General features: G+C 69.8%; 20 protein-coding genes and 1 pseudogene. 11 read left to right on the forward strand and 10 right to left on the reverse strand.

Features of this window, described 5'->3' with window-relative positions; all coding sequences use genetic code 11:
* Positions 1-79 precede the first annotated feature (79 nt).
* Positions 80-1120: an NAD(P)-dependent alcohol dehydrogenase gene (locus tag AC1RUS_RS10030; RefSeq protein WP_492915576.1), complete on the forward strand. Its 1041-nt coding sequence runs from the start codon at positions 80-82 to the stop codon at positions 1118-1120.
* Here AC1RUS_RS10030 and AC1RUS_RS10035 read toward each other — a convergent pair.
* Complete coding sequence (locus tag AC1RUS_RS10035) at positions 1087-2577, reverse strand: alpha/beta hydrolase (RefSeq protein WP_492915578.1); 1491 nt, start codon at positions 2575-2577, stop codon at positions 1087-1089. The two genes, AC1RUS_RS10030 and AC1RUS_RS10035, sit on opposite strands and share 34 nt — an antisense overlap.
* 163 nt (positions 2578-2740) lie before the next feature.
* On the opposite strand from AC1RUS_RS10035, the gene AC1RUS_RS10040 reads away from it, so the two are divergent.
* The 3 genes from AC1RUS_RS10040 to AC1RUS_RS10050 all read left to right on the forward strand — a co-directional run bounded on the left by AC1RUS_RS10040 (position 2741) and on the right by AC1RUS_RS10050 (position 7878).
* A complete protein-coding gene (locus AC1RUS_RS10040; RefSeq protein WP_492915580.1) occupies positions 2741-4918 on the forward strand; it encodes a TonB-dependent receptor in 2178 nt (725 codons plus the stop codon).
* A 164-nt stretch (positions 4919-5082) separates the two neighbouring features.
* A complete protein-coding gene (locus AC1RUS_RS10045; RefSeq protein ID WP_492915582.1) occupies positions 5083-7428 on the forward strand; it encodes a glycoside hydrolase family 95 protein in 2346 nt (781 codons plus the stop codon).
* 57 nt (positions 7429-7485) lie between these two features.
* Positions 7486-7878, forward strand: coding sequence for a DUF1801 domain-containing protein (locus AC1RUS_RS10050; protein ID WP_492915584.1), 393 nt, complete (start codon positions 7486-7488; stop codon positions 7876-7878).
* A gap of 4 nt (positions 7879-7882) precedes the next feature.
* Here AC1RUS_RS10050 and AC1RUS_RS10055 read toward each other — a convergent pair whose 3' ends face one another.
* The 3 genes from AC1RUS_RS10055 to prfA form a co-directional block, all read right to left on the reverse strand.
* Positions 7883-8452 (reverse strand): hypothetical protein, encoded by a 570-nt coding sequence (locus AC1RUS_RS10055; RefSeq protein WP_492915586.1) that lies wholly within the window; start codon positions 8450-8452, stop codon positions 7883-7885.
* Positions 8453-8519: 67 nt separating this feature from the next.
* A complete protein-coding gene (locus AC1RUS_RS10060) occupies positions 8520-9281 on the reverse strand; it encodes a pseudouridine synthase (protein WP_492915588.1) in 762 nt (253 codons plus the stop codon).
* Entirely contained in the window at positions 9281-10351 is a 1071-nt protein-coding gene (gene prfA / locus AC1RUS_RS10065) for a peptide chain release factor 1 (protein WP_492915590.1), read from the reverse strand. The genes AC1RUS_RS10060 and prfA overlap by 1 nt, the downstream gene beginning before the upstream one ends.
* Before the next feature lie 319 nt (positions 10352-10670).
* Between prfA and AC1RUS_RS10070 the strand changes: the two genes are divergently transcribed.
* From AC1RUS_RS10070 to AC1RUS_RS10080, 3 genes are all read left to right on the forward strand, one after another.
* Positions 10671-12887: a putative bifunctional diguanylate cyclase/phosphodiesterase gene (locus AC1RUS_RS10070; protein WP_492915592.1), complete on the forward strand. Its 2217-nt coding sequence runs from the start codon at positions 10671-10673 to the stop codon at positions 12885-12887.
* Between the two features lie 122 nt (positions 12888-13009).
* On the forward strand, positions 13010-14143 hold the full coding sequence (locus tag AC1RUS_RS10075) for an acyltransferase family protein (RefSeq protein WP_492915594.1): 1134 nt from the start codon (positions 13010-13012) through the stop codon (positions 14141-14143).
* An 89-nt stretch (positions 14144-14232) separates the two neighbouring features.
* Complete coding sequence (locus tag AC1RUS_RS10080) at positions 14233-14739, forward strand: DUF1993 domain-containing protein (protein WP_492915596.1); 507 nt, start codon at positions 14233-14235, stop codon at positions 14737-14739.
* A 19-nt stretch (positions 14740-14758) separates the two neighbouring features.
* On the opposite strand, the gene AC1RUS_RS10085 is transcribed toward AC1RUS_RS10080, so the two are convergent.
* From AC1RUS_RS10085 to AC1RUS_RS10095, 3 genes are all read right to left on the reverse strand, one after another.
* The gene (locus tag AC1RUS_RS10085) at positions 14759-15379 is read right to left on the reverse strand and encodes a DJ-1/PfpI family protein (RefSeq protein ID WP_492915598.1); all 621 of its coding nucleotides are present in this window, start codon (positions 15377-15379) and stop codon (positions 14759-14761) included.
* A 2-nt stretch (positions 15380-15381) separates the two neighbouring features.
* Positions 15382-15855, reverse strand: coding sequence for a molybdopterin-dependent oxidoreductase (locus tag AC1RUS_RS10090; protein ID WP_492915600.1), 474 nt, complete (start codon positions 15853-15855; stop codon positions 15382-15384).
* 189 nt (positions 15856-16044) lie between these two features.
* On the reverse strand, positions 16045-16719 hold the full coding sequence (locus AC1RUS_RS10095; protein WP_492915602.1) for a LysE family translocator: 675 nt from the start codon (positions 16717-16719) through the stop codon (positions 16045-16047).
* A 95-nt stretch (positions 16720-16814) separates the two neighbouring features.
* Between AC1RUS_RS10095 and AC1RUS_RS10100 the strand changes: the two genes are divergently transcribed.
* From AC1RUS_RS10100 to AC1RUS_RS10115, 4 genes and pseudogenes are all read left to right on the forward strand, one after another.
* A complete protein-coding gene (locus tag AC1RUS_RS10100; protein WP_492915604.1) occupies positions 16815-18191 on the forward strand; it encodes an aminotransferase-like domain-containing protein in 1377 nt (458 codons plus the stop codon).
* 68 nt (positions 18192-18259) lie between these two features.
* Positions 18260-18547 (forward strand): annotated as a pseudogene (locus AC1RUS_RS10105) (MarR family winged helix-turn-helix transcriptional regulator); the annotation flags it as partial.
* A 317-nt stretch (positions 18548-18864) separates the two neighbouring features.
* Positions 18865-19176, forward strand: a complete 312-nt coding sequence (locus AC1RUS_RS10110; protein WP_492916286.1) for a GNAT family N-acetyltransferase — start codon at positions 18865-18867, stop codon at positions 19174-19176.
* A 53-nt stretch (positions 19177-19229) separates the two neighbouring features.
* A complete protein-coding gene (locus tag AC1RUS_RS10115) occupies positions 19230-19616 on the forward strand; it encodes an OsmC family protein (RefSeq protein WP_492915606.1) in 387 nt (128 codons plus the stop codon).
* Between the two features lie 138 nt (positions 19617-19754).
* Here AC1RUS_RS10115 and ispG read toward each other — a convergent pair whose 3' ends face one another.
* The 3 genes from ispG to ptsP all read right to left on the reverse strand — a co-directional run bounded on the left by ispG (position 19755) and on the right by ptsP (position 24576).
* Positions 19755-20894, reverse strand: coding sequence for a flavodoxin-dependent (E)-4-hydroxy-3-methylbut-2-enyl-diphosphate synthase (gene ispG / locus AC1RUS_RS10120; protein ID WP_492915608.1), 1140 nt, complete (start codon positions 20892-20894; stop codon positions 19755-19757).
* Between the two features lie 209 nt (positions 20895-21103).
* Positions 21104-22153 carry a helix-turn-helix domain-containing protein gene (locus tag AC1RUS_RS10125; RefSeq protein ID WP_492915610.1) on the reverse strand — a complete coding sequence of 350 codons (1050 nt, stop codon included), beginning with the start codon at positions 22151-22153 and terminating at the stop codon, positions 21104-21106.
* A 158-nt stretch (positions 22154-22311) separates the two neighbouring features.
* Positions 22312-24576, reverse strand: coding sequence for a phosphoenolpyruvate--protein phosphotransferase (ptsP, locus tag AC1RUS_RS10130; protein ID WP_492915612.1), 2265 nt, complete (start codon positions 24574-24576; stop codon positions 22312-22314).
* Between the last annotated feature and the right edge of the window lie 117 nt (positions 24577-24693).

Below are 24693 nucleotides of genomic sequence, written 5' to 3' on the forward strand. Positions count from 1 at the left end.
TAACGCCGCCGGCCCGGCGCATGGCAAAGCTGCCGTCGTTGATCCTCCCCGATCGCTCCCCCAATCCAAGGATTTCCCGATGGCCCATGCCAAAGGCTACGCGGCGCCCGCCGCCGGCGCGCCCCTCGCGCCCTTCACCTTCGACCGCCGCGAGCCCAACGAGGACGACGTCGTCATCGCCATCAAGCACTGCGGCGTCTGCCACTCCGACATCCACATGGTCGACAACGGCTGGGGCCAGAGCGTCTATCCGATCGTGCCCGGCCACGAGATCACCGGGGTGGTCACCGCCGTCGGCTCCAAGGTCAGCCGCTTCAAGGAAGGCGACCGGGTCGGCGTCGGCTGCTTCGTCGACAGCTGCACCACCTGCGCCGCCCGCGACCTGGACCGCGAGCAATACATGCCCGGCCTGATCCTGACCTACAGCAGCCCGCAGCCCGGCAGCGACCTGCCCACCTACGGCGGCTATTCCGACCACATGGTGGTCAAGGAGGGCTACGTCCTGTCGATCCCCGACAACCTGGCGCTGGACGCCGCCGCGCCTCTGCTGTGCGCCGGCATCACCCTCTATTCGCCGCTGCGCCACTGGAACGCCGGTCCCGGCAAGAACGTGGCCATCCTGGGCCTAGGCGGTTTGGGCCACATGGGCGTCAAGCTGGCCCACGCCATGGGGGCCGAGGTCACGGTGCTCAGCCAGACCCTGTCCAAGCAGGCCGACGGCCTGGCGATGGGCGCGGACCATTACTACGCCACCAGCGACGCCAAGACTTTCGAGACCCTGGCGGGGACCTTCGACCTGCTGATCTGCACCGTCTCGGCCGGCATCGACTGGGGCAGCTACCTGAACCTGCTGAAGGTGGACGGGACCATGGTGCTGGTCGGCGCGCCGGAAGAGCCCGTGCCGCTGAACGCCTTCGCCCTGATCCCCGGCCGCCGCACCCTGGCCGGCTCGATGATCGGCTCGATCAAGGAGACGCAGGAGATGCTCGACTTCTGCGGCCAGCACAACATCGTCGCCGACATCGAGACCATCGCGATCGACCAGATCAACGACGCCTACAAGCGCATGGCCCGCAGCGACGTGCGCTATCGCTTCGTGATCGACATGGCGACGCTGTAGGCGCAGGCCTCCAGCAGGGCCGCCGCGCCGGGCGCCTCCAGCAGGGCCAGGGCGCGGCGAGCCAGGCTCGTCGGCGACAGATCGCCGGCGGGACGGGCGTTGGCGGGCGCGGCCTCGTACCAGGGGTCGTACAGCGCCTGCCGACGCACCGCCGTCCAGGCCCTCAGCAGGTGGGCGCCCTCAGCGTCGGGCGTCAGGTCGGGCAGCCAGCGTTCGCGCAGATCGCTCCGCATCAGGGCGCGCGGCGACGCAGAGGCGGCGTCGCGCTTCAGGCCCGTGGACGCGCAAAGCACCTCGCCCAGCGCGTGGGACAGACCCTCGGTGCGCAGGCGGGCGGGCTGGATGTCGAGCAGGGCAAGCGCTTGGGCCAGGATCTCACCGTACTGCTCGGGTGTCGCCGCCTCGCCCGTCAGGCCGTCGCTGAGCCCGTGGCCGGGAAGGTCCGGCGCCAGCACTGGACCGCGCAGGCGGGCGGTCGCGGCCAGGGCCGTGCGGTGCGACTCGCCGGGCCCATGGATCACCACCGGCCCCTCGCCCTCGCCGGGCCGGATCCCGACATGCAGCCGGCCCTCGAAGGCGGCGGTGCGGACGTCGACGAAGGCGTGCCGGCGCGAGACCAGCGGCCGGATCGTCACCGGCGGTCCGGCATGGCGGCGCAGGTGGTCGCGACAGGCGTCCTCGGCCTGATCCCAGGTCTCGACCATCCGCGCCCCGGTCGAGGCGGGCAGGTCGGTCAGTCGCTCCAGATGAACCGACAGCGGGTCGTGGCGCGAGGCGGCCAAAAGGCTTGGCGGCGTCAGGCGTCGAGGCAGAGCCGCGTCGGACTCGAAGGCCGCCAGATAGCCGGCGCGATAGGCTGACCCGGCCCGCAGGAAATCCAACGCTTCCTGGTGCAGCTCGGCCGGCGTCCCCTCGCCCCAGCCCAGGCGCTGACCGGCCTCCCAGTCGTTCCACGGAAAGACCAGGCGCTGGTCGCGCAGCCGGTTCCACAGCCAGGTCAGGTGCGCGCCGGAGGCGACGGGATGGAACGGCGGCGCATAGCCGCCGGTGAAAGCCTCGCGTTCCGTGGGCGTCCAGGCGCCATAGCCGTGGGCGGCGACGGCGGCGATGCGGTCCGGATGACGGACGCCGGCGCTGACCGCCAGGATCGCGCCGGTATGGACGCCGTACAGCCCGACCCGCTCCAGTCCCAGGGCGTCGATCAACTCGACCACCGCGTCGGTCAGCCGGTCCAGCGACACGGGCCCGGTGAGCGGCTCGGAGTCGCCGAAGCCCGGCGTGTCGGGCGCGATGCACAGGAAGTCGCGCGACCAGCGGGTCATCAGCGCGACCATGTCGACAGACGAGCGTGGGCTCTGGTGCAGCATCAGCACTGGAAAGCCCGCGCCGGCCATCCGGACGTGGAGGGCGCGGTCGCCGACATCGACGACGTGGCGGGTGACGGCGCGAGAGCTCATGCCCGCAGGAAATCAGTTCGCCCCGCCAGACGCGCGCAAAGGGCGATTTTCCTCGTCAGTCGGAGAGGCTTTGTCCGAGGCGCGGCGAAAATCCAGACGCCGTTTGCGCGGGCTCCAAGCCCGGTCGCCCCTTTCACGCGGGGAAATGAAAAGGGGAACCAAGATGCGCAAGTCCGTTCACTTCGCCGCCACCGCGTTGTCGGTCGTCATGCTCGACGCCTTCGCCCTAGCCGCCCAGGCGCGCCAGGCCGCCGAGCCCACCCAGGTCGAGGACCTGATCGTCACCGCCCAGCGTCGCGAGCAGAACCTGCAGGAGACCCCGGTCGCCGTCAGCGCCTATTCGGCCAAGACCCTCGACCAGCTGCAGATCGCCAAGGTGCAGAACCTGGCCGCCGCCGTGCCCAGCCTCTACATCTCGCAGATCAGCGCCTCGCCCTCGACGGTGCAGATCAGCCTGCGCGGCGCGCTGGACCAGACCGGCGGGATGATCACCTCCGAGCCGCCGGTCGGCATCTATATCAACGACGTCTACCAGGCCCGCCTGTCGGTCGCGAACATGGACCTGGCCGACGTCCAGAGGGTGGAAGTGCTGCGCGGGCCGCAGGGCACGCTGTATGGCCGCAACTCGATGACCGGCGCGCTGAAATACGTCACTCGCCAGCCGGACGGCGCGGGTGGCGGCTCGCTTGAAGTGTCGGCCGGCAATCACGGCCAGGAGCGCTATCGCGGCACGGTCGGCGGGGCCATCACCGACCACGTCGCCGCCACGGCCTCGGGGCTGTTCTCCAAGCGCGACGGCTGGCAGTACGACACCACCCTCAACAGCAAGGTCGGCAAGCGCCAGGACTCCGGCGTCCGCGCGGCCCTGGGCCTGACCGACGTCGGGCCCTATAGCGCCATGATCGAAGGCAGCTACGCCCGCACCGACAGCGAGGGCCAGTACTTCGTCCCGCTGAACCCGGTGACGTTGCAGCCCCTGGCCAACGGACCGTTCGGCTCGACCCGCTCGCCCAACAAGACCGACACCCGCAACGAGCAGAAGACCCTGGCCCTGCACCTCGGCTACGAGGGCGAGGCGGCGACGTTCAAGTCGATCACCGCCTATCAGCGCCTGGACGACCACTGGACGCTCGATTTCTCCGGCGGCCTGACCAACTCGGCGGGCGCCACCGTGGCCGGCTTCCTGCGCGGCAGCGACACGGCCCAGGAGCAGCTGAGCCAGGAGTTCCAAGCCTCGGGCGAGGCCGTCGACGGCAAGCTGCAATGGATCGGCGGGGTGTTCTGGTTCAAGGAGACCGGGACCCAGGTGGTGACCGACACCATCGGCGCGGGCGTCTATGCGGCCTTCCCGATCGCCATCCTGCCCACCACCATCCACGCCCGCTCCGAGAGCAAGGCCGCCTACGCCCAGGCCGAATATGCCTTCAGCGACAAGCTGAAGGGCTCGGTCGGGGTGCGCTACACCGACGACGAAAAGTCGATCAACGGCACGATCCAAAACGGCCTGGCCGCCTTCCCGGCCACCCTGGTCTCGCGATCGAACAAGGCCAACTGGAAGGTCTGGACCCCGAAGTTCAACCTGCAATACGATGTGTCCGACGACGTCATGGCCTACGCCACCGTCTCGCGCGGCTATCGGGCCGGCGGCTTCGTGGCCCTGTCGATCGCCAATCCGTCGATCTTCACCCAGGGCTATGATCCTGAATACGCCTGGTCGTACGAGGCCGGGACGAAGATCGAGGGCTTCGACCGCAAGGCCCGCCTGAACCTGGCGGCCTATGTCGAACGGCTGAAGGACCTGCAGCAGAACGTGCTGCAGAACGGCTCGACCCTGACCCAGAACGCCGCCGAGGCGCGCATCGCGGGCCTGGAGGCGGAGGCGGCTGTGACCCCGTTCAAGGGCGTCAACCTGTTCGCCTCGCTGGCCCTGACCGACGCCAAGTACGAAGAGCTGGACCCCGCCACGGCCGCAGCCCAGGCCAAGGCCGACCACCTGCCGCTGATCTCCAAGGTCCAGGCACAGGTCGGCGGCTCCTGGCGCGTCGAGCCGGAGTCGCTGTCGGGCGGCGCGATCACCCTGGCCGCCGACTACAGCCACCGCTCGCCCCGCTACTCGGAAGCCACCAATTCCGAGGCCGGCCACATCGGCTCGGTCGACCGGGTCAACGCCAGCGTCACCTACGAGTCGCCGGACGGCCACTGGCAGGCCTTCATCCAGGGCCGCAACGTCTTCGACTCCAAGGACTACTATTCGGGCGCGGTCTTCATCCCCGGCCTGATCGTCTATCGCGGCGCGGACGAGCCGGCGATGTGGAGCGCGGGTTTGAAGTTCAAGTACTAGGGAACGCTCGCCGTCCCCAACCCGCGTTCGGGACGGCGTTTTCCACCATCGCCTGACAGCGCGATCATTAGTAAAATCGTTTTCACCAGTTGCGACAACCGTCGCGCCGCGCCTAGAACACCCTCATGATCCGCCCGGAAGCGGCGGAGACGAGGGAGCACGCCATGATCGATCCGACCCGTCGCGCCGTCCTGCTGGCCGGTTCGGCCGCGGCCGCCTTGCCGGGCTTGGCCCGAGCGGTCCCGCTGGAGGCGGCCAGCGACCTGCGCCTTTGGTACCGCCAGCCAGCCAAGACCTGGGTCGAGGCCCTGCCGGTCGGGTCGGGTCGTCTGGGGGCGATGGTGTTCGGCGGGGTTGCCGCCGAGCAGCTGCAGCTGAACGAGAACACCCTGTGGGGCGGCGGGCCCTATGATCCCGTCAATCCGGAAGCCGCGGGCACCCTGCCGGAGATCCGCCGGCTGATCGCAGCGGGCGACTATGCGGCCGCAACCGCCTTGGCCGACGCCAAGTTCATGGCCAAGCCGCTGCGGCAGATGCCCTACAACACGCTGGGGGCGCTGACCCTGGCCTTCCCCGGCCTGACTGAGCCCGCCGAAGGCTATGTCCGCGACCTGGACCTGGACGCCGCTACGGCCCGCACCCGCTTCTCGCACCAGGGCGTGGCCTATTCCCGCGAGGTGATCGCCAGCGCCCCTGACCGGGTGATCGCCGTGCGTCTGAGCGCCGACCGGCCCGGATCGATCTTCGTGGACCTCGGCTATGACAGCCCGCTCAAGCCCGTCATCGGCACGGAAGGCGGCGACACCCTGGTGCTGTCGGGCCGCAATGGCACGCACTTCGGGATCGAGGGCGCGCTGAAGGTCGACTGCCGGGTCAAGGTGATCGCCAAGGGCGGCAAGGTCTCGGCCAGCGACAGGACGGTGTCGGTGCGCGGGGCCGACGAGGTGATCCTGCTGATCGCGGCGGCCACCAGCTATCGCCGCTTCGACGACGTCTCGGGCGATCCGGTCGCTGTCAACAAGGCGGTGCTGGCCAAGGCGGCCCGCAAGCCGTGGGCCCGGCTGCTGGCCGACCATCGCGCCGACCATCGACGCCTGTTCCGCAAGGTGGCTGTCGACTTCGGAACCACCGGCGCGGCCTTGCGGCCGACCGATGAGCGCATCCGCCTGTCGCCGACCACTGACGATCCCGCCCTGGCGGCGCTTTACTTCCAGTACGGCCGCTACCTGCTGATCGCCTGCTCGCGCCCGGGCGGCCAGCCGGCCAACCTGCAGGGGATCTGGAACGACAAGATGAGCCCGCCGTGGGGCGGCAAATACACGATCAACATCAACACCGAGATGAACTACTGGCCGGCCGAGCCGACGGGCCTGGCCGAGTGCGTGGCTCCGCTGGTCGAGCTGGTCCGCGACCTCTCGGTCACCGGCGCGCGGACGGCCAAGGCGATGTACGGCGCGCGCGGCTGGATGGCGCACCACAACACCGACCTGTGGCGGGCCACCGCGCCGATCGACGGAGCCAAGTATGGCGTCTGGCCCACGGGCGGCGCCTGGCTCTGCAAGCACCTGTGGGACCACTACGACTACGGCCGCGACATGGCCTATCTGGCCGACGTGTATCCGGTCATGAAGGACGCGGCGCTGTTCTTCCTCGACGCCCTGGTGGTCGATCCCAAGACCGGCAAGCTGGTGACCAGCCCGTCGATCTCGCCCGAGAACGATCATGGCCACGGCTCGTCGATCGTGGCCGGCCCGACCATGGACCAGGCCATCGTCCGCGACCTTTTCAACGCCTGTATCGAGTCCGCTCGCATCCTGGGCGTCGACACGGATCTGGCCGCCCAGTTCGCCGCCGCCCGCGACCGCCTCGCCCCCTACAAGATCGGCAAGGACGGCCAGCTTCAGGAATGGCAGGAAGATTGGGACGCCGACGCCAAGGACATCCACCACCGCCACGTCTCGCACCTCTACGGCCTGTTCCCGTCCGACCAGATCAGCCTGGACGGCACGCCGGACCTGGCGGCCGCCGCCCACAAGACGCTGGAGACGCGCGGCGACCTCTCGACCGGCTGGGCCATCGCCTGGCGGCTGAACCTGTGGGCGCGGCTGGGCCAGGGCGACCACGCCCACGGCATCCTCAAGCTGCTGCTGGGTCCCGAGCGGACCTATCCCAACATGTTCGACGCCCACCCGCCGTTCCAGATCGACGGCAATTTCGGCGGCGCCTCGGGCATGACCGAGATGGTGCTGCAGAGCCGCAACGGCGCGGTCCATCTGCTGCCCGCCCTGCCCTCGACCTGGCCCAACGGCAAGCTGACCGGCCTGCGTGCGCGAGGGGCCCTGGGCGTCGACGTCTGGTGGAAGGACGGCGGCCTGCAACGGGCGCGGCTGATCGCCGACAAGGCCGGCCGGCACGTGGTGAAGGCCGCGGGGCAGTCACTGGTCGTCGACCTGAAGCGCGGCGAGACCGCAGAGCTGACGCTGCGCGACGGTCAGCTGCGACGCGGCTAGGCGCCGCCGTCTCGACATCGGCCGCCGAGTTGGCAAACTTGGCCGATGGAAAAGCTGATGCGGTTCCCCAGCGCCGTCGCGCGCGCCCCCGAGGTCGAGGCCTGGCTTTCCGGCCCGGACCTTGGCCTGCGCGAGATGGCCCGGCCGTGGTTCGAAGCGATGCGCGACTGCGGAGCCGATGTCCGCGAGCTGCTGCACGACGGCGCGCCGACGGCCTGCGTGGGCGACGCGGCGTTCGGCTACGTCAACGCCTTCAGCGCCCATGTGAACATCGGCTTCTTCCAGGGCGCGGCGCTGGACGATCCCGCGAAGCTGCTGGAGGGAACCGGCAAGCGCATGCGGCACGTCAAGCTGCGTTGGGGCCAGGCCACGGACACCGAGGCGCTAGGCGCGCTGATCGTGGCCGCCTATGATGACATCCGCCGCCGGATCCGCGACGGCGCCGGCTAGCGGCCTAATGCGCCGAAATCTCGATCTGGCCGTCGCGCCAGCGCATCAGCGCCCGCGTCTGGCCCGTCAGCGCCTGGGCGAAGTCGGTCAGCAGCACGGCGTCGGTCGGCAGGCGGTCATAGACCCGCCAGGTGGTGTGGGCGCCCTTGCTGGTGGTGACCAGGGCATAGCCCGAGATCGGCGCCGGGCCGGTGTGGCCGGGCGTCAGGGCGACGGTCAGGTCGGGGATCGGGGTGAGATAGCCGATCGGATCCTTCTTCGAGGCCGGCAGGGCCAGGCGCGCCAGGCCGCTCTTGTCCTCGTCGCCCAGCAGCCGGTAGTCGGCCGAGCCCGCCTTGAACGGCGCCCGCTCGCAGCCCTCGCGCACCCGCTTAAGATCGGCGTCGAAGCTCTGCTTGGTCAGAATGCTCAGCCACAGTCCCAGATGCACATAGAGCGGCGCGGCGACCTGCATGTCGCGCATGTTGATCGGCGCGGCCAAGGCGTCGCCGGTGGTGGCGCACGGCGCGGCGGACGCCGGGGACGGCGCGGCGACCGCGAGGCTGGCGACCAGGATCAGAACGCGGCGAAGCATGACCACCTCAAGGTTGTCCGCTCACGCTATAGGCGCACGGCCGCCCCGGCGAGGACTTTCGCCCGCCTCAGCCGGCGATCAGGGCCGCGCGTTCCTGTGGGGTTACGTGGCGCCAGGACCCTTCCGGCATGTCGCCGAGGGTCAGGGGACCGACGCGGACGCGGAACAGGTCGACGACCTTCCACTCCAGCAGTTCGCACATCCGGCGGATCTGGCGGTTTCGGCCTTCCTGCAGGACGATGCTGAAGCGCTGGTCGGAGATCATCTCCACCTGGGCCGGGCGCAGCTCGCGGCCGTCCAGTTCCAGGCCGAAGCGCATCAGCTCCAGCTTTTCCTCGGTGATCTCGCCCATCACAGCGACGCGGTATTCCTTTTCCAGGTCCGACTGCGGGCCGATGACGGCCTTGGCCACCACGCCGTCTTCCGACAGCAGCAGCAGGCCGCGCGAATCCTTGTCGAGGCGCCCGATCGGCGGCAGCAGGTCGCCGCTGCCGGGGATGGGGCCGTCGCCGGTCCACAGGTTCTGGCGGGTCAGCAGGCGCGCGGCGGGGACCTCGCCGGCCTCGGGCTGGGCCGAGACGAAGCCGACCGGCTTGTGGATCAGCACCGTCAGGCTGGACTCCAGCTTGGCCGTGGCGCGGTCGGCCAGCACCAGGGTCTGGCCGGTGAGGATCTTGCGGCCCACGTCGTCAACTCGCTCGCCGTCGATCGACACCAGGCCGTCGGCGATCAGGGCCTCGGCCTCGCGGCGCGAGCAGACGCCCGACTGGGCCAGCCACTTGTTGACCCGCTGGGGCTCGGCCTCGTCGTAGGTCTTGGTGAAGGCCATCAGTTGTAGCCGTCTTCCAGGGTCGCCAGGCGGGCGGCCTGATCCTCGGCGATCAGCGGCTTGATAATGTCGTCCAGGGCGTCGCCCTCGATCACCCGGGCCAGGTTGTAGAGGGTCAGGTTGATGCGGTGGTCGGTGACCCGGCCCTGCGGGAAGTTGTAGGTGCGGATGCGTTCCGAACGGTCGCCGCTGCCGACCTGGCTCTTGCGGGCGTCCGATCGGGCCGTGTCGAGCGCCTCGCGCTGCATGTCGTAGAGGCGCGCCTTCAGGTTCTTCATCGCCCGGGCGCGGTTCTGGTGCTGCGACTTTTCCGATGAGGTCACCACCACGCCCGTGGGCAAGTGGGTGATGCGCACGGCGGAGTCGGTCTTGTTGACGTGCTGGCCGCCGGCGCCGGAAGAGCGGTAGGTGTCGATCCGAAGGTCGCTTTCGTTGATCTCGATCTCGACGTCCTCGGCCTCCGGCAGCACCGCGACGGTGGCGGCCGAGGTGTGGATGCGGCCCTGGGCCTCGGTGGCCGGCACGCGCTGCACGCGGTGCACGCCGCTCTCGAATTTCCAGCGGCCGAACACCCCGTCGCCGGTGACCGAGGCGATGATTTCCTTGTAGCCGCCCATTTCGCCTTCGGAGACGCTGTCGATCTCGACCCGCCAGCCCTGCAGCGAGGCGTAGCGCTGGTACATGCGGAAGAGGTCGCCGGCGAACAGGGCCGCCTCGTCACCGCCGGTGCCGGCCCGGACTTCGAGGATGGCCGAGGCGTTCTCGTCCTTGTCGCGCGGTGCCAGCATCAGGGCCAGCTCGCGCTCCAGCAGCGGCAGCTTGTCGTCCAGGGCCTGCATCTCGTCACGGACCATGGCGGCCATTTCCGGATCGCCGGCCATCTCCTCCAGCTCGGCGCGCTCGGCCGACAGCTTGGCCAGCTGCTCGACGGCCTCGGCCACCGGACGCAGCTCGGCGTGCTCCTTGGAGAGCTTGACGATCTCGGACCCGTCGGTGGCGGCGCCCATGCGGGCTTCCACTTCGCGGAAACGGTCGAGAACCTGGTCGAGTCGGGCCTGGGGCAGTCGCAAGGGGAAACGTCACGTATCTGAAGGAGAACGGGCGGTCTCTGTACCCCCCCAGCGGCGCGACGTCACCCCGGCGCGGCCCGCCGACTTCGGATAGATCACCGTCTCGGCGACCGCGGCGCCGCCGTTCACCGAAACCTCGACCGGGTCGAAGGGCGGCCTGCCCTTCAGCGCGGCGGCGTTGGGCGTCGACCAAGCCTCGGCCGGCTTGCCGTCGGCGCCGAGATCCCTGCGACAAATTGGCCGTGCCCGATTAGGCCAAGCTTAGGCATTGCTGACGCAGATGGGCCGCAAGTCATTCTGAAATTTGGGCTTTTCAACCATGACGCGTCCAGGAACCCGACTCTCCGCGCCGCTTGCGGGCTTGGCGCTGCTGACGGTCGCGATCCTGGTGACGGTGATGTTCGCCATCGCCGCCCGCGTCGACCACGACGCCCTGCTGCACGACCAGGCCCTGGTCGAGCGCGGCGTGGCCTCCAAGATCATCGAGGTCGAGCGCCTGGTCGCGCCCCAGGCCGTCTGGGACGAGGCCGTCCGCAACCTCGACAATCGCTACTCCGCCGCCTGGGCCAAGGAGAACATCGGCGCCTATCTGGGCCAGTCCGGCTTCGACCTGATCTTCGTCCTCGACCATGGCGACCGGCCGGTCTTCGCCCAGATCTCCGGCCAGGCCGGTCCGCCGATCGGCGCGCGACGGCGGTCCCTGGCCCTAACCACCCTGGTCGATCGCCTGCGAGCCCGCGAGGCCACGCTGCCCCGACTGAAAGGCCCCCGCGAGGACGACGGCCTGATCGGCCGACCCGTGCAGATCAGCACCATGGACGTGCTGGACGGCGACATCTACCTGCTGACCGCCACGCTGGTGCGGCCGGACTTCGGAAAGGTCATGCCCATCCATGCGCGCGCGCCGGTGATCGTCACCGCCCTGAAGCTGGACGCCGCCTTCCTGGAAAGCTTCTCCAACCGCTTCCTGCTGTCGGGCGTCCACCTGCACCGGGGCGACAAGACCAGCCAGGCGCACGACGCCCACGTGCCGCTGCGCGACCAGCGCGGCGAGGTCATCGCCACCCTGGACTGGTCGCCGCCCCATCCGGGCGAGGCCCTGCTGCGCAAGGCGATGCTGCCGATCCTGCTGGTGGTGGGCGGGCTGGGCGCGACGGTGGTGGTGTTCGCCCGCCGCAGCCGCCGGATCGCCGAGGGCCTGATCGCCAGCGAGGCGCGGGCCAAGCACATGGCCCTGCACGACGCCCTGACCGGCCTGCCCAACCGCATCCTGTTCGAGGAACGTCTGCGCCAAGCCATCGACGGCCTGGGCCGACGTCGCGGGGCCATGGCGGTGCTGGCCATCGACATGGACCGCTTCAAGGCGGTCAACGACACGCACGGCCACAATGTCGGCGACGAGCTGATCCGGCTGATGGCCACGCGCCTGGCCGGCATCTGCCGCGCGAACGAGACCGTGGCCCGCCTGGGCGGCGACGAGTTCGCCGTGGTCGCGCCCCATATCGACCCCGCCGGCGCGGCGGCCCTGGCCGACCGCCTGGTCCAGGCCCTGGGCGAGCCGGCCGACCTCAGCTGCGGCCAGGTGTTCGTCGGCGGCTCGGTCGGGGTGGCCCTGATCGACGTGGTCGAGGCCCACATCGGCTCGCAAGAGGCCGCGCGGCGCGCCGACGTGGCCATGTACCGGGCCAAGGACCAGGGCCGGGGCCGCTACTGCTTCTTCGAGGCCGAGATGGACGCGGCGCTGAAGGCCCGTCGCGGTCTGGAAGCCGACCTGCGCCGGGCGATGAGCGACGGCGGCGTCCACCTGGCCTACCAGCCGCAGGTCGACGCGACCGGCAAGGTGATCGGCGTCGAGGCCTTGGCCCGCTGGACTCATCCCACGCGCGGCGCCATCTCGCCCGGCGCCTTCGTGCCCCTGGCCGAGGACTGCGGCCTGATCGACGAGCTGGGCCGCCTGGTCATGCGCCGCGCCTTCATCGACAGCCAGCGCTGGCGAGGCGTGAAGGTGGCGGTCAATGTCTCGGCCCTGCAGATGCGCCAGCACGACTTCCCCGACGACGTCGCCACGCTGCTGGCCGAGACCGGCGCCGATCCGCGCGGCATCGAGCTGGAGATCACCGAAGGGGCGCTGCTGGGAGACGACGAGACCACCCACCTGGCCATCGACCGTCTGCGCGGCATGGGCTTCTCGCTGGCCCTGGACGATTTCGGCACCGGCTATTCCAGCCTCAGCTACCTGCGGCGCTATCCGATCGACAAGATCAAGATCGACCGCAGCTTCATCACCCCGCTGGGCGAGGACAAGGAGGCCGGCGACGTGGTGGCGGCCATCGTCCGCCTGGCCAAGGCCCTGCGCCTGTCGGTGATCGCCGAGGGCGTCGAGACCGACCTGCAGCGCGCCCAGCTCCGCGAGGTGGGCTGCACGATGGCCCAGGGCTTCCTGTTCAGCGCGCCGGTCCCGGCAGAGGCCATCGACGCCCTGATGGCCGGCGGCGGCCATGTGCATCCGGTCCAGGCGGCTTCGTCGGTCGCCTAGCCCAGCCAAAGCACAGCTTTGGCGTGCGCGATCGACCTTGCGAGCATAGGGCGAATTAGCGCTTGTCGCGGGGCCTCGCCCCAGCCCATAGAGCGCTTCGTAACGCCGCGTAGAGGTTGGGCATGGACGCCACGACAGCATCCCGCGTTTCGGACGCGCGATCGTGGCCGGACGCCGCCCACGGACGCTTCGCGGCGCTGGACGCCTTGCGGGCCGTCGCGGCGGTCTGCGTGATCGCCTACCACGTCATCCTGCTCAACAGCTTGTCGATCCCGGCCTGGAGCAGCCATGTGCTGTACCGGTTCGGCCTGGCCGTGCCGCTGTTCTACCTGCTGTCGGCCTTCTCGCTGGCCGTGGGCTATTACGGCCGGATCGACACGGTCGGAGCCCTGGCCCGCTACGCCGTGCGGCGCTACTTCCGGATCGCGCCGTTGTTCTACCTGCTGATCCCGGTGTGGGTCTGCGTAATGTGGTTCAAGTTCGCCCAGCCGACCACGCCCAAGGTGGTGATCGCCAACCTGACCTTCCTGTTCGGCTTCATTCCAGGGATCCACGAGAGCCTCGTCTGGGCCGGCTGGTCGATCGGGGTGGAGATGATCTTCTACGCCCTGCTCCCGCTGCTGTTCCTGGCGGCGCGCGGCGTGGGGTCGAGCCTGGCGCTCTACGCCCTGTCGCTGGTCGCGGCGATCGCCTTTCGCCGGCACGTCGGCGAAGCCACCTCGTACGGCTACATGAACATCGTCACCCAGCTGCCGCACTTCATGCTGGGCCTGGTCGCCTTCCACATCCATCGCGCCGGCATCCTCGACCGGCTGGGCGGCAGACTCGGCCTGCTGGCCCTAGCGGGGATCGCGGTGTGGCCGCTGATGGCGCTGCTGGGACTGGGCCACGTGACGGTCTGGGGCGTCGACGCCGAGCAGTACCTGATCGCCCTGGCCTTTCCGTGCATCGTGCTCTCGCAGCTGGAGACGCCCAGCCGGGCGCTGGTCAATCGCGGCAGCCTGTTCCTGGGGCGACGCAGCTTCAGCCTCTACCTGCTGCATCCGCTGGTGATCGTGGCGGTCATGCCGCTCGTGGCGGGTCTCAAGGAGGCCCAGGGCTCGTACCTGGCGGCGATCGAGGGTTTCGGGATCGTCCTGGCGCTGGTCGTGGCCGGCGCCGCCCTCACCTACCGCCTGGTCGAAGCGCCCGGCATGCGGCTGGGCGGCGCGGTCGCGGCGCGGATCGGCGGCTGGCTGGAAGGACGTCCGACCTGAAATCGGCGGCGGGGCGGGATGCAATCGCGGCGGCTCGCCCCATCTAGGAGGGAACGGCGAAGCCGCCGATCACGTCCAGGAAACCGCCCATGCCTTCGATGCACCGCGCCACGGTCCCCGTTCTCGTCCGGGGCCTGAAGATCCTCTCGACCCTGCTGGACAAGGGCGAGGCCCACGCCAAGGCCACCGATCGCGACCCGTCCGAGCTGACCGGCGCGCGACTGGCGCCCGACATGCTGACCCTGGTCGGCCAGATCCAGCGGGCCTCCGACACCGCCAAGGGCGCCATCGGCCGCCTGACCGACGTGACCCCGCCGCCGATGCCCGACGACGAGGTCAGCTTCGCCGACCTGCAGGCCCGCATCGCCAAGACCATCGCCTTCCTGGACAGCGTCGACCCGGCCGCCTTCGACGGCGCCGACACCCGCGAGGTGACGCTGAAGGCCGGCCCGTTCGAGGCCAAGATGAGCGGCGAGGACTGCCTGTTCGGCTTCGTGCTGCCGAACTTCTACTTCCACCTCACCACGGCCTACGGGATCCTGCGCAACCAGGGCGTGGCGATCGGCAAGCTGGACTATCTGGGCCCGCTGGGCTGATCGAAGAACAGATCTTCGTTCAGGCCGCCTCGGTCTTGGCCGTCGGCAGGAACGGCGTGATCGCCGCTAGGGCGCGCTCGACATAGGCGGCCTTCTCGCCCACCGGCGCGACATAGTGGATGGCTTCCTCGGCGTCGCGCACGCTGGCCAGGCGCGCGATCATCCAGGCCGCCAGGTATTGCGAGGCCAGGCACCCGCCGGCGGTGGCGACATTGCCGTGGGCGACGAAAGGCGCGTCCAGCACCTGGACGCCGGCCTCGATCACCCAGGGTTTGGTTGTCAGGTCCGTGCAGGCCGGCAGGTCGCCGACCAGGCCCAGCTTGGCCAGCAGCAGCGTGCCCGAGCACTGGGCGCCGATCAGCTGGCGTGCCGGATCCAGCTGGAGGCTGGCCAGCAGAGCGGCGTCGTTGGCGATCTCGCGCGTCTTGATCCCGCTGCCGATCAGCACGGCGTCGGCCTGGGCGGCGAACGCCAACGGTTTCTGGCGCTGGATGGTCACGCCGTTCATCGAGGTCACCTCCGAGGTCGGACAGGTGATGTGCGCGGCCCAGCCCTTGGCCTTCATGCGGCCCAGGACACCGGCGGCGATGAACGAATCCAGCTCGTTGAAGCCGTCGAAGGTGAGGATGGCGATCTGCATTTCTAGAACCCTTGCTTGACCTCGAGCGACACCACCGCGCGCGGCGAGCGCGACGGGCGAAGATCGCCGTCGACCACCAGGCGATAGGGACCCTCGCGGGCGTCCAGCGGCTTGCCGTTGACGGTGTCGGCCAGGATCACCGGATTGGCGCGATAGATCGGATCGGTCTCGGCGATCGACAGGATGCTGGAATAGCCGTCCGAGGCCCGGGCGATGACGATCTGGTTCAGATAGCGGCCCATCAGCCGATCGCCCGAGACCACGCCGGCCTTCAGCAGGGCTTCGTGCAACACCGCGCCCTCATAGACGACGGGCTGGCCCTTGACCTGGATCGTGGCCTTGGCGCGCGGCAGGGCCTTCACCTCGGCGGGGCTCAGGACCACGGAGTCGCGGCCGGCCACCGTGACCTTCAGGTCCTGCGCCGCCGCGCCGGTGGCGATCAGCAGAGCGGCGGTCAGGGCGAGCATCAGGCGCATGGGGAACTCCGGACAGACGCGCGATGTGGCGCCGGCTCTCGCCAATATCAAAGGGCTAAATCGATTGTCATCCCGGAAGCCTCGCAGAGGCTGTCCGGGACCCAGGAGCCGGCGCACTGCGGTCGCCCCTGGGTCCCGGACAAGCGCTTCGCGCTTTCCGGGATGACAAGATTGTAAGCGCGCGGAGCCCTACCCGTGCGAGCGCACCACCGGCAGGGCCGGGAGCTCCTGAGCCACCTCGCGCGGGGCCGGCGCGGGCTTGGCGCCGTGCTCGACGAACAGCGGATAGAGCGAGGCGACCAGCAGCACGGCCATGGTGACATTGAATGTCCGCAGCACGGCAGGCCGGTCCAGGAACCGCCGCATGGCCTGGCCGAAGCCGGCCCAGGCGGCGCTGCACGGCGCGCCGACCAGCATGAAGGTTCCGGCCAGCAACAGCACGGTCTGCGGGCCGCTGCCTTCCGGCGTGTAGGTGGTGGCCGCGCCGACCGCCATGGCCCAGGCCTTGGGGTTCAGCCACTGGAAGCCGGCCGCCTGCAGGAAGGTCATCGGCTGGCCGCCCACCGCCTTGTCGTTGACGCCGCTGGCCGTGCCGATCTTCCAGGCCAGCCACAGCATGTAGGCCGCGCCGACCCATTTGAGGATCTCGTGCAGCACCGGGAACGCCTTGAACACGCTCGATAGGCCCCAGCCCATCGCCACCACCATCACGCCCAGGCCGGCGCTGATCCCCAGGATGTGCAGGATCGTGCGCCGGAACCCGAAATTCGCACCGGAGGCCAGCAACATCATGTTGTTGGGACCGGGCGTGCCGGCGGTGGCGAAGGCGAACAGGACGAAGGCGAGCAGCAGGTCGGGGGTCATGGCGACGCTCCACGGCTATGGAATGTCATCGTGATCTTCCCGATTGCTCTACGAGTCAAAAGAAGTATTGTCACGGTGACAATTATGGAGACGGCATGTCGAGCTGGACCCCGACGCTGATCGACAGCGACGCGCCGCTGTACGAGCGCCTGGTCGACGCCCTGCGCGCCGACGTCGCCTCCGGCGCCCTGAGCGCCGGCGCGCGTCTGCCGCCGCAGCGGGACCTGGCCCACCGACTGGGCGTTGGCCTGGGCACCGTCACCCGCGCCTATGTCGAGGCCGAGAAGGCCGGCCTGGTCGAGGCCCATGTCGGACGCGGCAGCTTTGTGCGCGGCGGGGCGGCCCAGCGTTCAGCGCCCGAAGATCTCGGACCGATCAACCTTTCCCAGAACATCGCCCCGGTCGGCCCGGCCGGGAAGCGCATCGTCCAGACCCTGGCGCGGCTGCAGCGGCGCTCCGACCTGATGGACAACCTGGCCTACGCCCCCTCGACGGGGTTGGAGCCGCACCGCCGCGCCTTCGCCGCCTGGCTGACCCGCACCGCCGGGATCGAGGGCGCCGACTGGCGGCGGCTGATCTGCTGCGCCGGCGCCCAGCAGGCGCTGAGCCTGGCGCTGTCGGCCCTGTGCAAACCCGGCGACGAAGTGCTGTGCGAAGCCGCCACCTTCCCCGGCGCGCGCGCCCTGGCCGATCACGCGGGCTACCGGCTGACCGGCGTGGCGATGGACGGCGAAGGCCTGCTGCCCGAGGCCCTCGACCGCGCCGCGGCGAACGGGGCCAAGGTGGTGTTCGCCCTGCCGACTCTGCAGAACCCCACCGGCCGGACCATGGGCGCCGCCCGCCGCGCCGAGATCGTGGCCGTGGCCCGCAAGCGCGACCTGTGGATCGTCGAGGACGGCATCTATGCGGTCTTCGGCGGCGAGCCCCTGCCCGCCCTAGCCGAACTGGCGCCCGAGCGGACCCTGCACATCTCCGGGATGTCCAAGTCGTTGTCGCCCGGCCTGCGCGTCGGCTTCCTGCTGGCCCCGCCGGGCGAGCTCTTCGATCGGGTGCTGCACGCCGCCCGCGTCCAGTTCTACGCCCCGCCCAATTTCGGTGCCCTGATCGCCGCCCAGTGGATCGAGGACGGCTCGGCCGACGCCATCGCCGGCGAGATCCGCGACGAGATGGGACGGCGCCTGTCCCTGGCCCGGTCGATCCTGGGCGCCACGATGGAGACGCCGGCCTCGGCCTTCAGTCCCCACGTCTGGCTGCCGATGGACGAGCTGGCCGCCGAGCGTCTGGCCGGTCGCGCTCTGCGCGGCGGCGTCGAGCTGACCCCGCCCTCGGCCCCTATCGTCTCGCGCGGCGCGATCAGCGGCGTGCGCCTGTGCGTGGGCGCGGCGCGGGACATGCACGACCTGGAACGCGGCCTGCGCATCGTCGCGTCGGCGGTGTCGGACGTGGACGAACGATCGCGCGGCGTGATCTGAAGCAACGTATTGACTCAGTCAAGATAAGGGCTAATTGACTCAGTCAACATACGCCGCCGAGCCTCGCCATGACCCCGACTGAAGACGATATCGCCGCCTTACGCGCCTTCAACCGGCTGTACACGCGCAAGCTGGGCCTGCTGAACCCACACCTGGACGACAGCCCGTTCTCGCTGACCGAGGCCCGCGTCCTCTACGAACTGGCTCACCGCCAGGCGCCGACCGCCGCCGAGATCACCCGCGCCCTGGACCTGGATCCCGCCCAGATGAGCCGCACCCTCAAGCGCTTCGAGGCGCGGGGTCTGGTCGAGACCTCCGAGCACCCCGGAGGCGGGCGCAGCCGCCCGATCGGCCTGACGCCGGCCGGCCAGGCGGCCTATGCCGCGCTGGAGCAGAACACCAAGGACGCGGTCGGCGAGCTGCTCGACACCCTGCCGGCCTGCAAGCGCCGCAGCCTGCTGCAGGCGGCGCAGACGATCCGGCAGGTCTTCGAGCCCGCCGCCGAGGTCATCCTGCGCGATCTGCAGCCTGGCGACCTGGGCTGGATCACCCATCGGCAGGCGATCCTCTACGCCCAGGAATACGGCTGGAACCAGGACTACGAGGCCCTGGCCGCGTCGATCCTGGCGCGCTTCGTCGAGACCTCTTCGATCCGGCCCGCGAGGCCGCCTGGATCGCGCAGGTCGATGGCCGGGTGGTCGGCTCGATCTTCCTGGTGCGCGGCGATACGCCCGGCGTCGGCAAACTGCGCCTGCTCTATGTCGAGCCGGAGATGCGCGGGACCGGCCTGGGCGGACGGCTGGTCGAGGCCTGCGTTGCCCGCGCCCGAGCGGTCGGCTACCAGACCCTGACCCTGTGGACCAACAGCGTGCTTACCGCCGCGCGCCGCCTCTATGAGCGCGCCGGCTTCGTTCTGGTCGAGGAGGAGCCGCACCACGCGTTCGGCCACGACCTGGTCAGCCAGACCTGGTCGCTCGACCTCTAGAGCGCCAAGCCGGACTCACGGCACAAGGGACGGCACGCCGTTCAGGAGTCCCCATGGCCATCGCCACCGCCCGCATCGCCGACGTCCGCTACGCCACGACGATCACCACCGGCAGCCACACATTGACGGCCGACGAGCCCGAACGGCTGGGCGGAGCCGACGCCGGGCCCGCGCCGTTCGACCTTCTACTATCGGCCCTGGGGGCCTGCACATCGATCACACTGAAGATGTACGCCGAGCACAAGGCCTGGCCGCTGGAGGCGCTGGAGGTGCGGCTGCACTATCACGGCGGCGAGACCCCGCCCCGCATCGAACGCGTGCTGGTCCCGACTGGACCGCTGGACGAGGCGCAGCGGACAAGGCTGGCGGATGTGGCGGAGCGCACGCCGGTGACCCTGGCCATCAAGGGCGGTGTGGGGATCCAGACGTCGCTGGGATGAGCTTGTTCTGAGCGTGCGAGATGCTCCCCCTTTGGGGGAGCTGTCGCGGAGCGACTGAGGGGGTCCTCAACGGTCTAAGCCGGAGAGGACCCCCTCCGGCCCTCTGGGCCACCTCCCCCAAAGGGGAGGATCGACGCGCTACTCCGCCGCGATCGCCTCGGCGTCTTGCGCCGCCTTCAGCTCTTCGGCGCGCTTTTCGACCAGCTCGACGATGTGGTCGATCATGCCGTCGTTGGACTGCTTGTGATCGGGTTTGCCGGCCATGTAGATCATGCCCGAACCCGCGCCGCCGCCGGTGAAGCCGAGGTCGGTCATCAGGGCCTCGCCCGGGCCGTTGACCACGCAGCCGATGATCGACAGCGACATCGGTTGGCTGATGTGGGCCAGACGCTCTTCCAGGGCCTCCACCGTCTTGATGACGTTGAAGCCCTGACGGGCGCAGGACGGGCAGGCGATGATGTTGACGCCGCGGTGACGCAGGCCCAGCGATTTCAGGATATCGAAGCCGACCTTGATCTCTTCCACCGGATCAGCGGCCAGCGACACGCGGATGGTGTCGCCGATGCCGGCCCACAGCATTGAGCCGATGCCGATCGACGACTTCACCGTGCCGGTGCGCAGCGCGCCGGCCTCGGTGACGCCCAGGTGCAGCGGGCAGTCGATGCGCTCCGACAGCTGGTGATAGGCCGCCACCGTCATGAACGGGTCGGACGCCTTCACCGAAATCTTGAACTCGTGGAAGTCGTGGTCCTGCAGGATGCGGGCGTGGTTCAGCGCGCTTTCGACCATCGCGTCGGGGCACGGCTCGCCGTACTTTTCAAGCAGGTCGCGCTCCAGCGAGCCGGCGTTGACGCCGATCCGCATCGAGCAGCCGTGGTCGCGGGCCGCCTGGATGACGTCGCGCACGCGGTCGGGGCTGCCGATGTTGCCCGGATTGATCCGCAGGCAGGCCGCGCCGGCCTGGGCCGCCTCGATGCCGCGCTTGTAGTGGAAGTGGATGTCCGCCACGAGCGGGACCTTGGCCTCACGGGCGATGGTCTTGAAGGCGGCCGTCGAGTCGGTGTCGGGGCAGCTGACGCGGACGATGTCGGCGCCGGCCTCTTCCAGCTGGCGGATCTGCTCCAGCGTCGCGGCGGCGTCGCTGGTCAGGGTGTTGGTCATCGACTGGACGGAGATCGGCGCATCGCCGCCGACCTCGACATTGCCGACGCGGATCTTGCGCGACTTGCGACGCTCGATCATGCGCCAGGGACGAACGTGGGTGTGGTCAGCGGCCATGGGGGCAATCTAAGGGGTTTGCGGGCGGAACCCAAGAGCGTCCGTGCCAGAACAAGCATCTCAACCGTCATCCTGGGCCTTGAGCCCGCCCCTCCCTGCGTCGGCGCGCACGGGAACATCGGGTTCAGCCGAGACCGCGACGCGCGTACGTCCGCTCACCTGCGGCGGACAGAGGGGGCCCGGGCACGGGGCCCGGGATGACGCGGTGATTATTGAGGCTGGGCCGGAACCGGCGCCGCGACCGGCTTGATCAGCTTGCTCAGCGCCGTCTGGGCCGAAGTCAGGCGGCCGGTCAGGGCGCCGTTCGAATAGACGTCGAACAGCGAGGGCTCAGAGACCTCGGCGATCAGGCCGTTGGTGCGGGGCGCGCGATAGGCCTCGCCGGCGTTGAGCTGACGGGCGAAAAACACCGAGCCGTCGGCGCCGCGCACCACCAGGGTGGCGGGTTTGCGGGCCTGGATGATCACGCCGGAGCCGTCGCTGGCGGCGGCGCCGTGGACCACGCCCCGGGGCTTGAACGACGAGCCGAGCGCGGCGATCTGGGCCGCGTCGGGAACCGCGCCGCCCGCTTCGGCCAGGGCCGAGGCGCGGGCCTTGGAGGCGGCGGTGGCCGCGTCGGCCGAACCGCCGTTGGCGGCGGCGTCGTCGAGGCCGGGGGTCTTGTAGGGCTCGGGCGTGGTGCTTTCGACCGGGGCCGGCAGCGGCGCGCCCAGCGACACGGCGGAACCCGAAGGCGCGGCCTGGGCGTGCGGGGCGGCGGCGTTGGCGGCCACCTGGGTCGGCGGCGCGTCCTTGGCCATGGCGCGCTGGGCCACGTTCCACAGTAGGATGGCGCCGACCACCAGCAGGCCGCCGGCCAGGATCAGGGCCAGGCGCGGGTCACGCTCGCGACGCACGCCGACCGGGGCGCGCAGTTCGCCGCCGTCGTCGGGCACGTCGTTCTTGAAGCGCTGCACGGCCGCCTCGCCGTCCAGCCCCAGCAGGCCGGCATAGGCCTTGACGTAGCCGATCGTGAACGGACGCGAGGGCAGCTCTTCCAGCCGCAGGTCCTCGAGCGCCTCGATGTAGCTTTGACGGATGCGCGTGGCGTCGGCCACGTCCTGGGTGGTCAGCCCGCGGAAGGTGCGGGCGGCCTTCAGAGCGGCGCCGATATCGACGCCCTCGTCCACCGACGGCTGGCCCACGCCGACAAAGCCCTCGTCGGACTCGGCGTCGGAAACCAGATGCAAGTGCCTCACACTGCCAGTGTCCAGCGGCATGGCGGCTATATCACCCCAAAATTTCGCGTAGCGCGCGAACGCGACGCCCCACCCCAACTTCGTTTGCACGAAGTTCTTAACAATCCTTTGTGGATATCAAAGTAAGTTACGGGATTCAATACACTAACAGCGAAGCTTGGTTAATCTTGGCCTTAAATTCAGACGGCCACGTAGAGCTTGCGCGCCAGGGTTTCGATCTCGCCGCGGAGCGATCCGGCCGACGTCTTCAGCAGAGCCTCGACATTGCGCCGGGCGGCCTCGCGATCGCAGGACAGCACCATCTGCTTGACGGGCCCGATGCCGGCCGGCGGCATCGATAAACGGTCAAAACCCAAGGCCACCAAGGCGAAAGCCTCGAGCGGCCGCCCCGCCATCTCTCCGCACACGGACACCGGGGTGCCGGTATCGAAACAGGCCTGCTGGATGGTCTTGAGCGCGCGCAGGGCGGCCGGCGACAGCGGGTCGTAGCGGTCCGACACCCGCGGATTGCCCCGGTCGGCGGCGAACAGGTACTGCATCAGGTCGTTGGTGCCGACCGAAACGAAGTCGGTCATCGGCAAAAGCGCGTCCAAATGCCACAGCAGGGACGGCGCCTCGATCATCGCGCCGACATCCAGGCGTTGAGGCGCGGGCCGTCCTCGCTTCAGGGCCCAGGCCACTTCCTGGTCGACGAAGGCGCGGGCGGCGCGGAACTCGTCCACATTGGCCACCAGCGGGAACATGATCCGCAGGGGCCGGCCGTGGGCGGCCTTGATCAGCGCGCGGATCTGCATGCGCAGCAGGGCCGGCCGGTCCAGGCCCATGCGCACGGCGCGCCAGCCCAGGGCCGGATTGTCCTCGCGCTCCAGCTCCATGTACGGCAGCAGCTTGTCGCCGCCGAGATCCAGGGTGCGGAAGGTCACCGGCATGCCGTTGGCGGCCTCCAACACCTTTTCATAGAGCGCCGTCTGGGCCTCCAGCCGCGGCATCTCCTCGGCGACCATGAACTGGAACTCGGTGCGGAAGAGGCCGATGCCCTCCGCGCCGGTCTCGCCCAGGATGTCGAGGTCGACGGCCAGGCCCGCGTTCATCAGCAGGGTGACCTTGTCGCCATCCTTGGTGAAGGCCGGGGTGTCGCGCAGGCGGGCGAACTCGGCCTTGCGCTGGGCGCGGACCTCCATCCGGGCCTGCAGCGACTTGACCACGTCAGGGCGCGGGCGGAGCCAGGCCTCGGCGGTCTCGGCGTCGACGACCACGGGGTCACCCTCGCTGACCCGGTCGCGCAAGCCCGCCAGACGGCCCACGCAGGGGATGTCGAGCGCCCGGGCCACGATGCCGGCGTGGCTGGCCGCCGAGCCCTCTTCGAGCAGGATGCCCTTCAGCTTGGTGCGGTCATATTCCAGCAGGTCGGCGGGACCGAGGTTCCGCGCGATCAGGATAGCGTCGTCGGGCAGCTGGCGCACGGCATGGACGTCGCCCGACAGGTGGCGCAGCAGCCGGTCGTTGAGGTCTTCCAGGTCGTGCAGACGCTCGCGCAGATAGGGATCGCGGGCCTGGCCCAGCCGGGCGCGGTGCTCGGAGCGGACGCGCTCGACGGCGGCCTCGGCGGTCAGGCCCGAGCGCACGGCCTCCTGCAGGCCCCGGTTCCAGCCCCGGTCGTGGGCGAACAGGCGGTAGGTGTCGAGCACCTCGTAGCTGGCGCCGACCAGGCCATGCTGGCCGTCCAGCATCTGGTCGATCTGGGTCTGCAGGGCCTCCAGCGCATATTGCAGCCGGGCCTCCTCGGCCAGGGCGTCGTCGGACAGCAACTGCTCGGGCGCCACCGGCTGCTCGTGCAGCACGGCCACGCCGTACGCCAGGCCTTCGGCGAAGCGCGCGCCCTTCAGCCGCTCGGGCTTGTGGGGCGCCAGCTCGACGTCCTTGAGCTCGTCGGCGCCCAGGAGCTCGCTGGAGCTGACCATCTCGGCCAGGACCATGGCGATGATCTGGAGGTCCTCGACCTCCTCGTCGTCATACACCCGCTCGGTGCGGTTCTGGACGACCAGCACCCCGATCGCCCGCCCGCCGCGCAGCAGCGGCACGGCCAGGAAGGCGTGGTACGGGTCTTCGCCGGTTTCCGGACGATACGAGAACGACGGGTGGCTGGCGGCGTCCGACAGGTTTAGCGGCCGACCCAGGCGCATGGTCTCGCCGACCAGGCCCTCGCCGGGCTTCAGCCGGGTGACGTGGACGGCCTCGGGCGACAGGCCTTCGGTGGCGAACAGTTCGAGGTCGCCGGACGCGCGGCGCAGATAGATCGAGCAGACCTCGGCGACCATCGAGATGGCGATGGTGCGCACCACCATGTCGAGCTTGGCCTGCGCGGGGCCGCCCCCGGCCATGGCCTCGCGAATCTGCCGCAGCAGACTGCGTGGTCCCCGAACGGCGATGCCCGATGCCGCCATGCGCACTCCCTCTGTCCGGAGCGATCTAACCCCACTGAAAGCGCGATGGGTTAAGACGCCGCTACGGCTCTTACGGCGCTATAGCAGATTTCGCGGATCGCACAGCGGCGACTGCGC

It is taken from the genome of Caulobacter sp. GW821-FHT10F06, assembly GCF_058809215.1.

Bases quoted from the DNA above. Each gene is read 5' to 3' on its own strand.
- AC1RUS_RS10030 (WP_492915576.1), top strand. From the start codon at position 80: ATGGCCCATGCCAAAGGCTACGCGGCGCCCGCCGCCGGCGCGCCCCTC.
- AC1RUS_RS10035 (WP_492915578.1), bottom strand. From the start codon at position 2,577: ATGAGCTCTCGCGCCGTCACCCGCCACGTCGTCGATGTCGGCGACCGC.
- AC1RUS_RS10040 (WP_492915580.1), top strand. From the start codon at position 2,741: ATGCGCAAGTCCGTTCACTTCGCCGCCACCGCGTTGTCGGTCGTCATG.
- AC1RUS_RS10045 (WP_492915582.1), top strand. From the start codon at position 5,083: ATGATCGATCCGACCCGTCGCGCCGTCCTGCTGGCCGGTTCGGCCGCG.
- AC1RUS_RS10050 (WP_492915584.1), top strand. From the start codon at position 7,486: ATGCGGTTCCCCAGCGCCGTCGCGCGCGCCCCCGAGGTCGAGGCCTGG.
- AC1RUS_RS10055 (WP_492915586.1), bottom strand. From the start codon at position 8,452: ATGCTTCGCCGCGTTCTGATCCTGGTCGCCAGCCTCGCGGTCGCCGCG.
- AC1RUS_RS10060 (WP_492915588.1), bottom strand. From the start codon at position 9,281: ATGGCCTTCACCAAGACCTACGACGAGGCCGAGCCCCAGCGGGTCAAC.
- AC1RUS_RS10070 (WP_492915592.1), top strand. From the start codon at position 10,671: ATGACGCGTCCAGGAACCCGACTCTCCGCGCCGCTTGCGGGCTTGGCG.
- AC1RUS_RS10075 (WP_492915594.1), top strand. From the start codon at position 13,010: ATGGACGCCACGACAGCATCCCGCGTTTCGGACGCGCGATCGTGGCCG.
- AC1RUS_RS10080 (WP_492915596.1), top strand. From the start codon at position 14,233: ATGCCTTCGATGCACCGCGCCACGGTCCCCGTTCTCGTCCGGGGCCTG.
- AC1RUS_RS10085 (WP_492915598.1), bottom strand. From the start codon at position 15,379: ATGCAGATCGCCATCCTCACCTTCGACGGCTTCAACGAGCTGGATTCG.
- AC1RUS_RS10090 (WP_492915600.1), bottom strand. From the start codon at position 15,855: ATGCGCCTGATGCTCGCCCTGACCGCCGCTCTGCTGATCGCCACCGGC.
- AC1RUS_RS10095 (WP_492915602.1), bottom strand. From the start codon at position 16,719: ATGACCCCCGACCTGCTGCTCGCCTTCGTCCTGTTCGCCTTCGCCACC.
- AC1RUS_RS10100 (WP_492915604.1), top strand. From the start codon at position 16,815: ATGTCGAGCTGGACCCCGACGCTGATCGACAGCGACGCGCCGCTGTAC.
- AC1RUS_RS10115 (WP_492915606.1), top strand. From the start codon at position 19,230: ATGGCCATCGCCACCGCCCGCATCGCCGACGTCCGCTACGCCACGACG.
- ispG (WP_492915608.1), bottom strand. From the start codon at position 20,894: ATGGCCGCTGACCACACCCACGTTCGTCCCTGGCGCATGATCGAGCGT.
- AC1RUS_RS10125 (WP_492915610.1), bottom strand. From the start codon at position 22,153: ATGCCGCTGGACACTGGCAGTGTGAGGCACTTGCATCTGGTTTCCGAC.
- ptsP (WP_492915612.1), bottom strand. From the start codon at position 24,576: ATGGCGGCATCGGGCATCGCCGTTCGGGGACCACGCAGTCTGCTGCGG.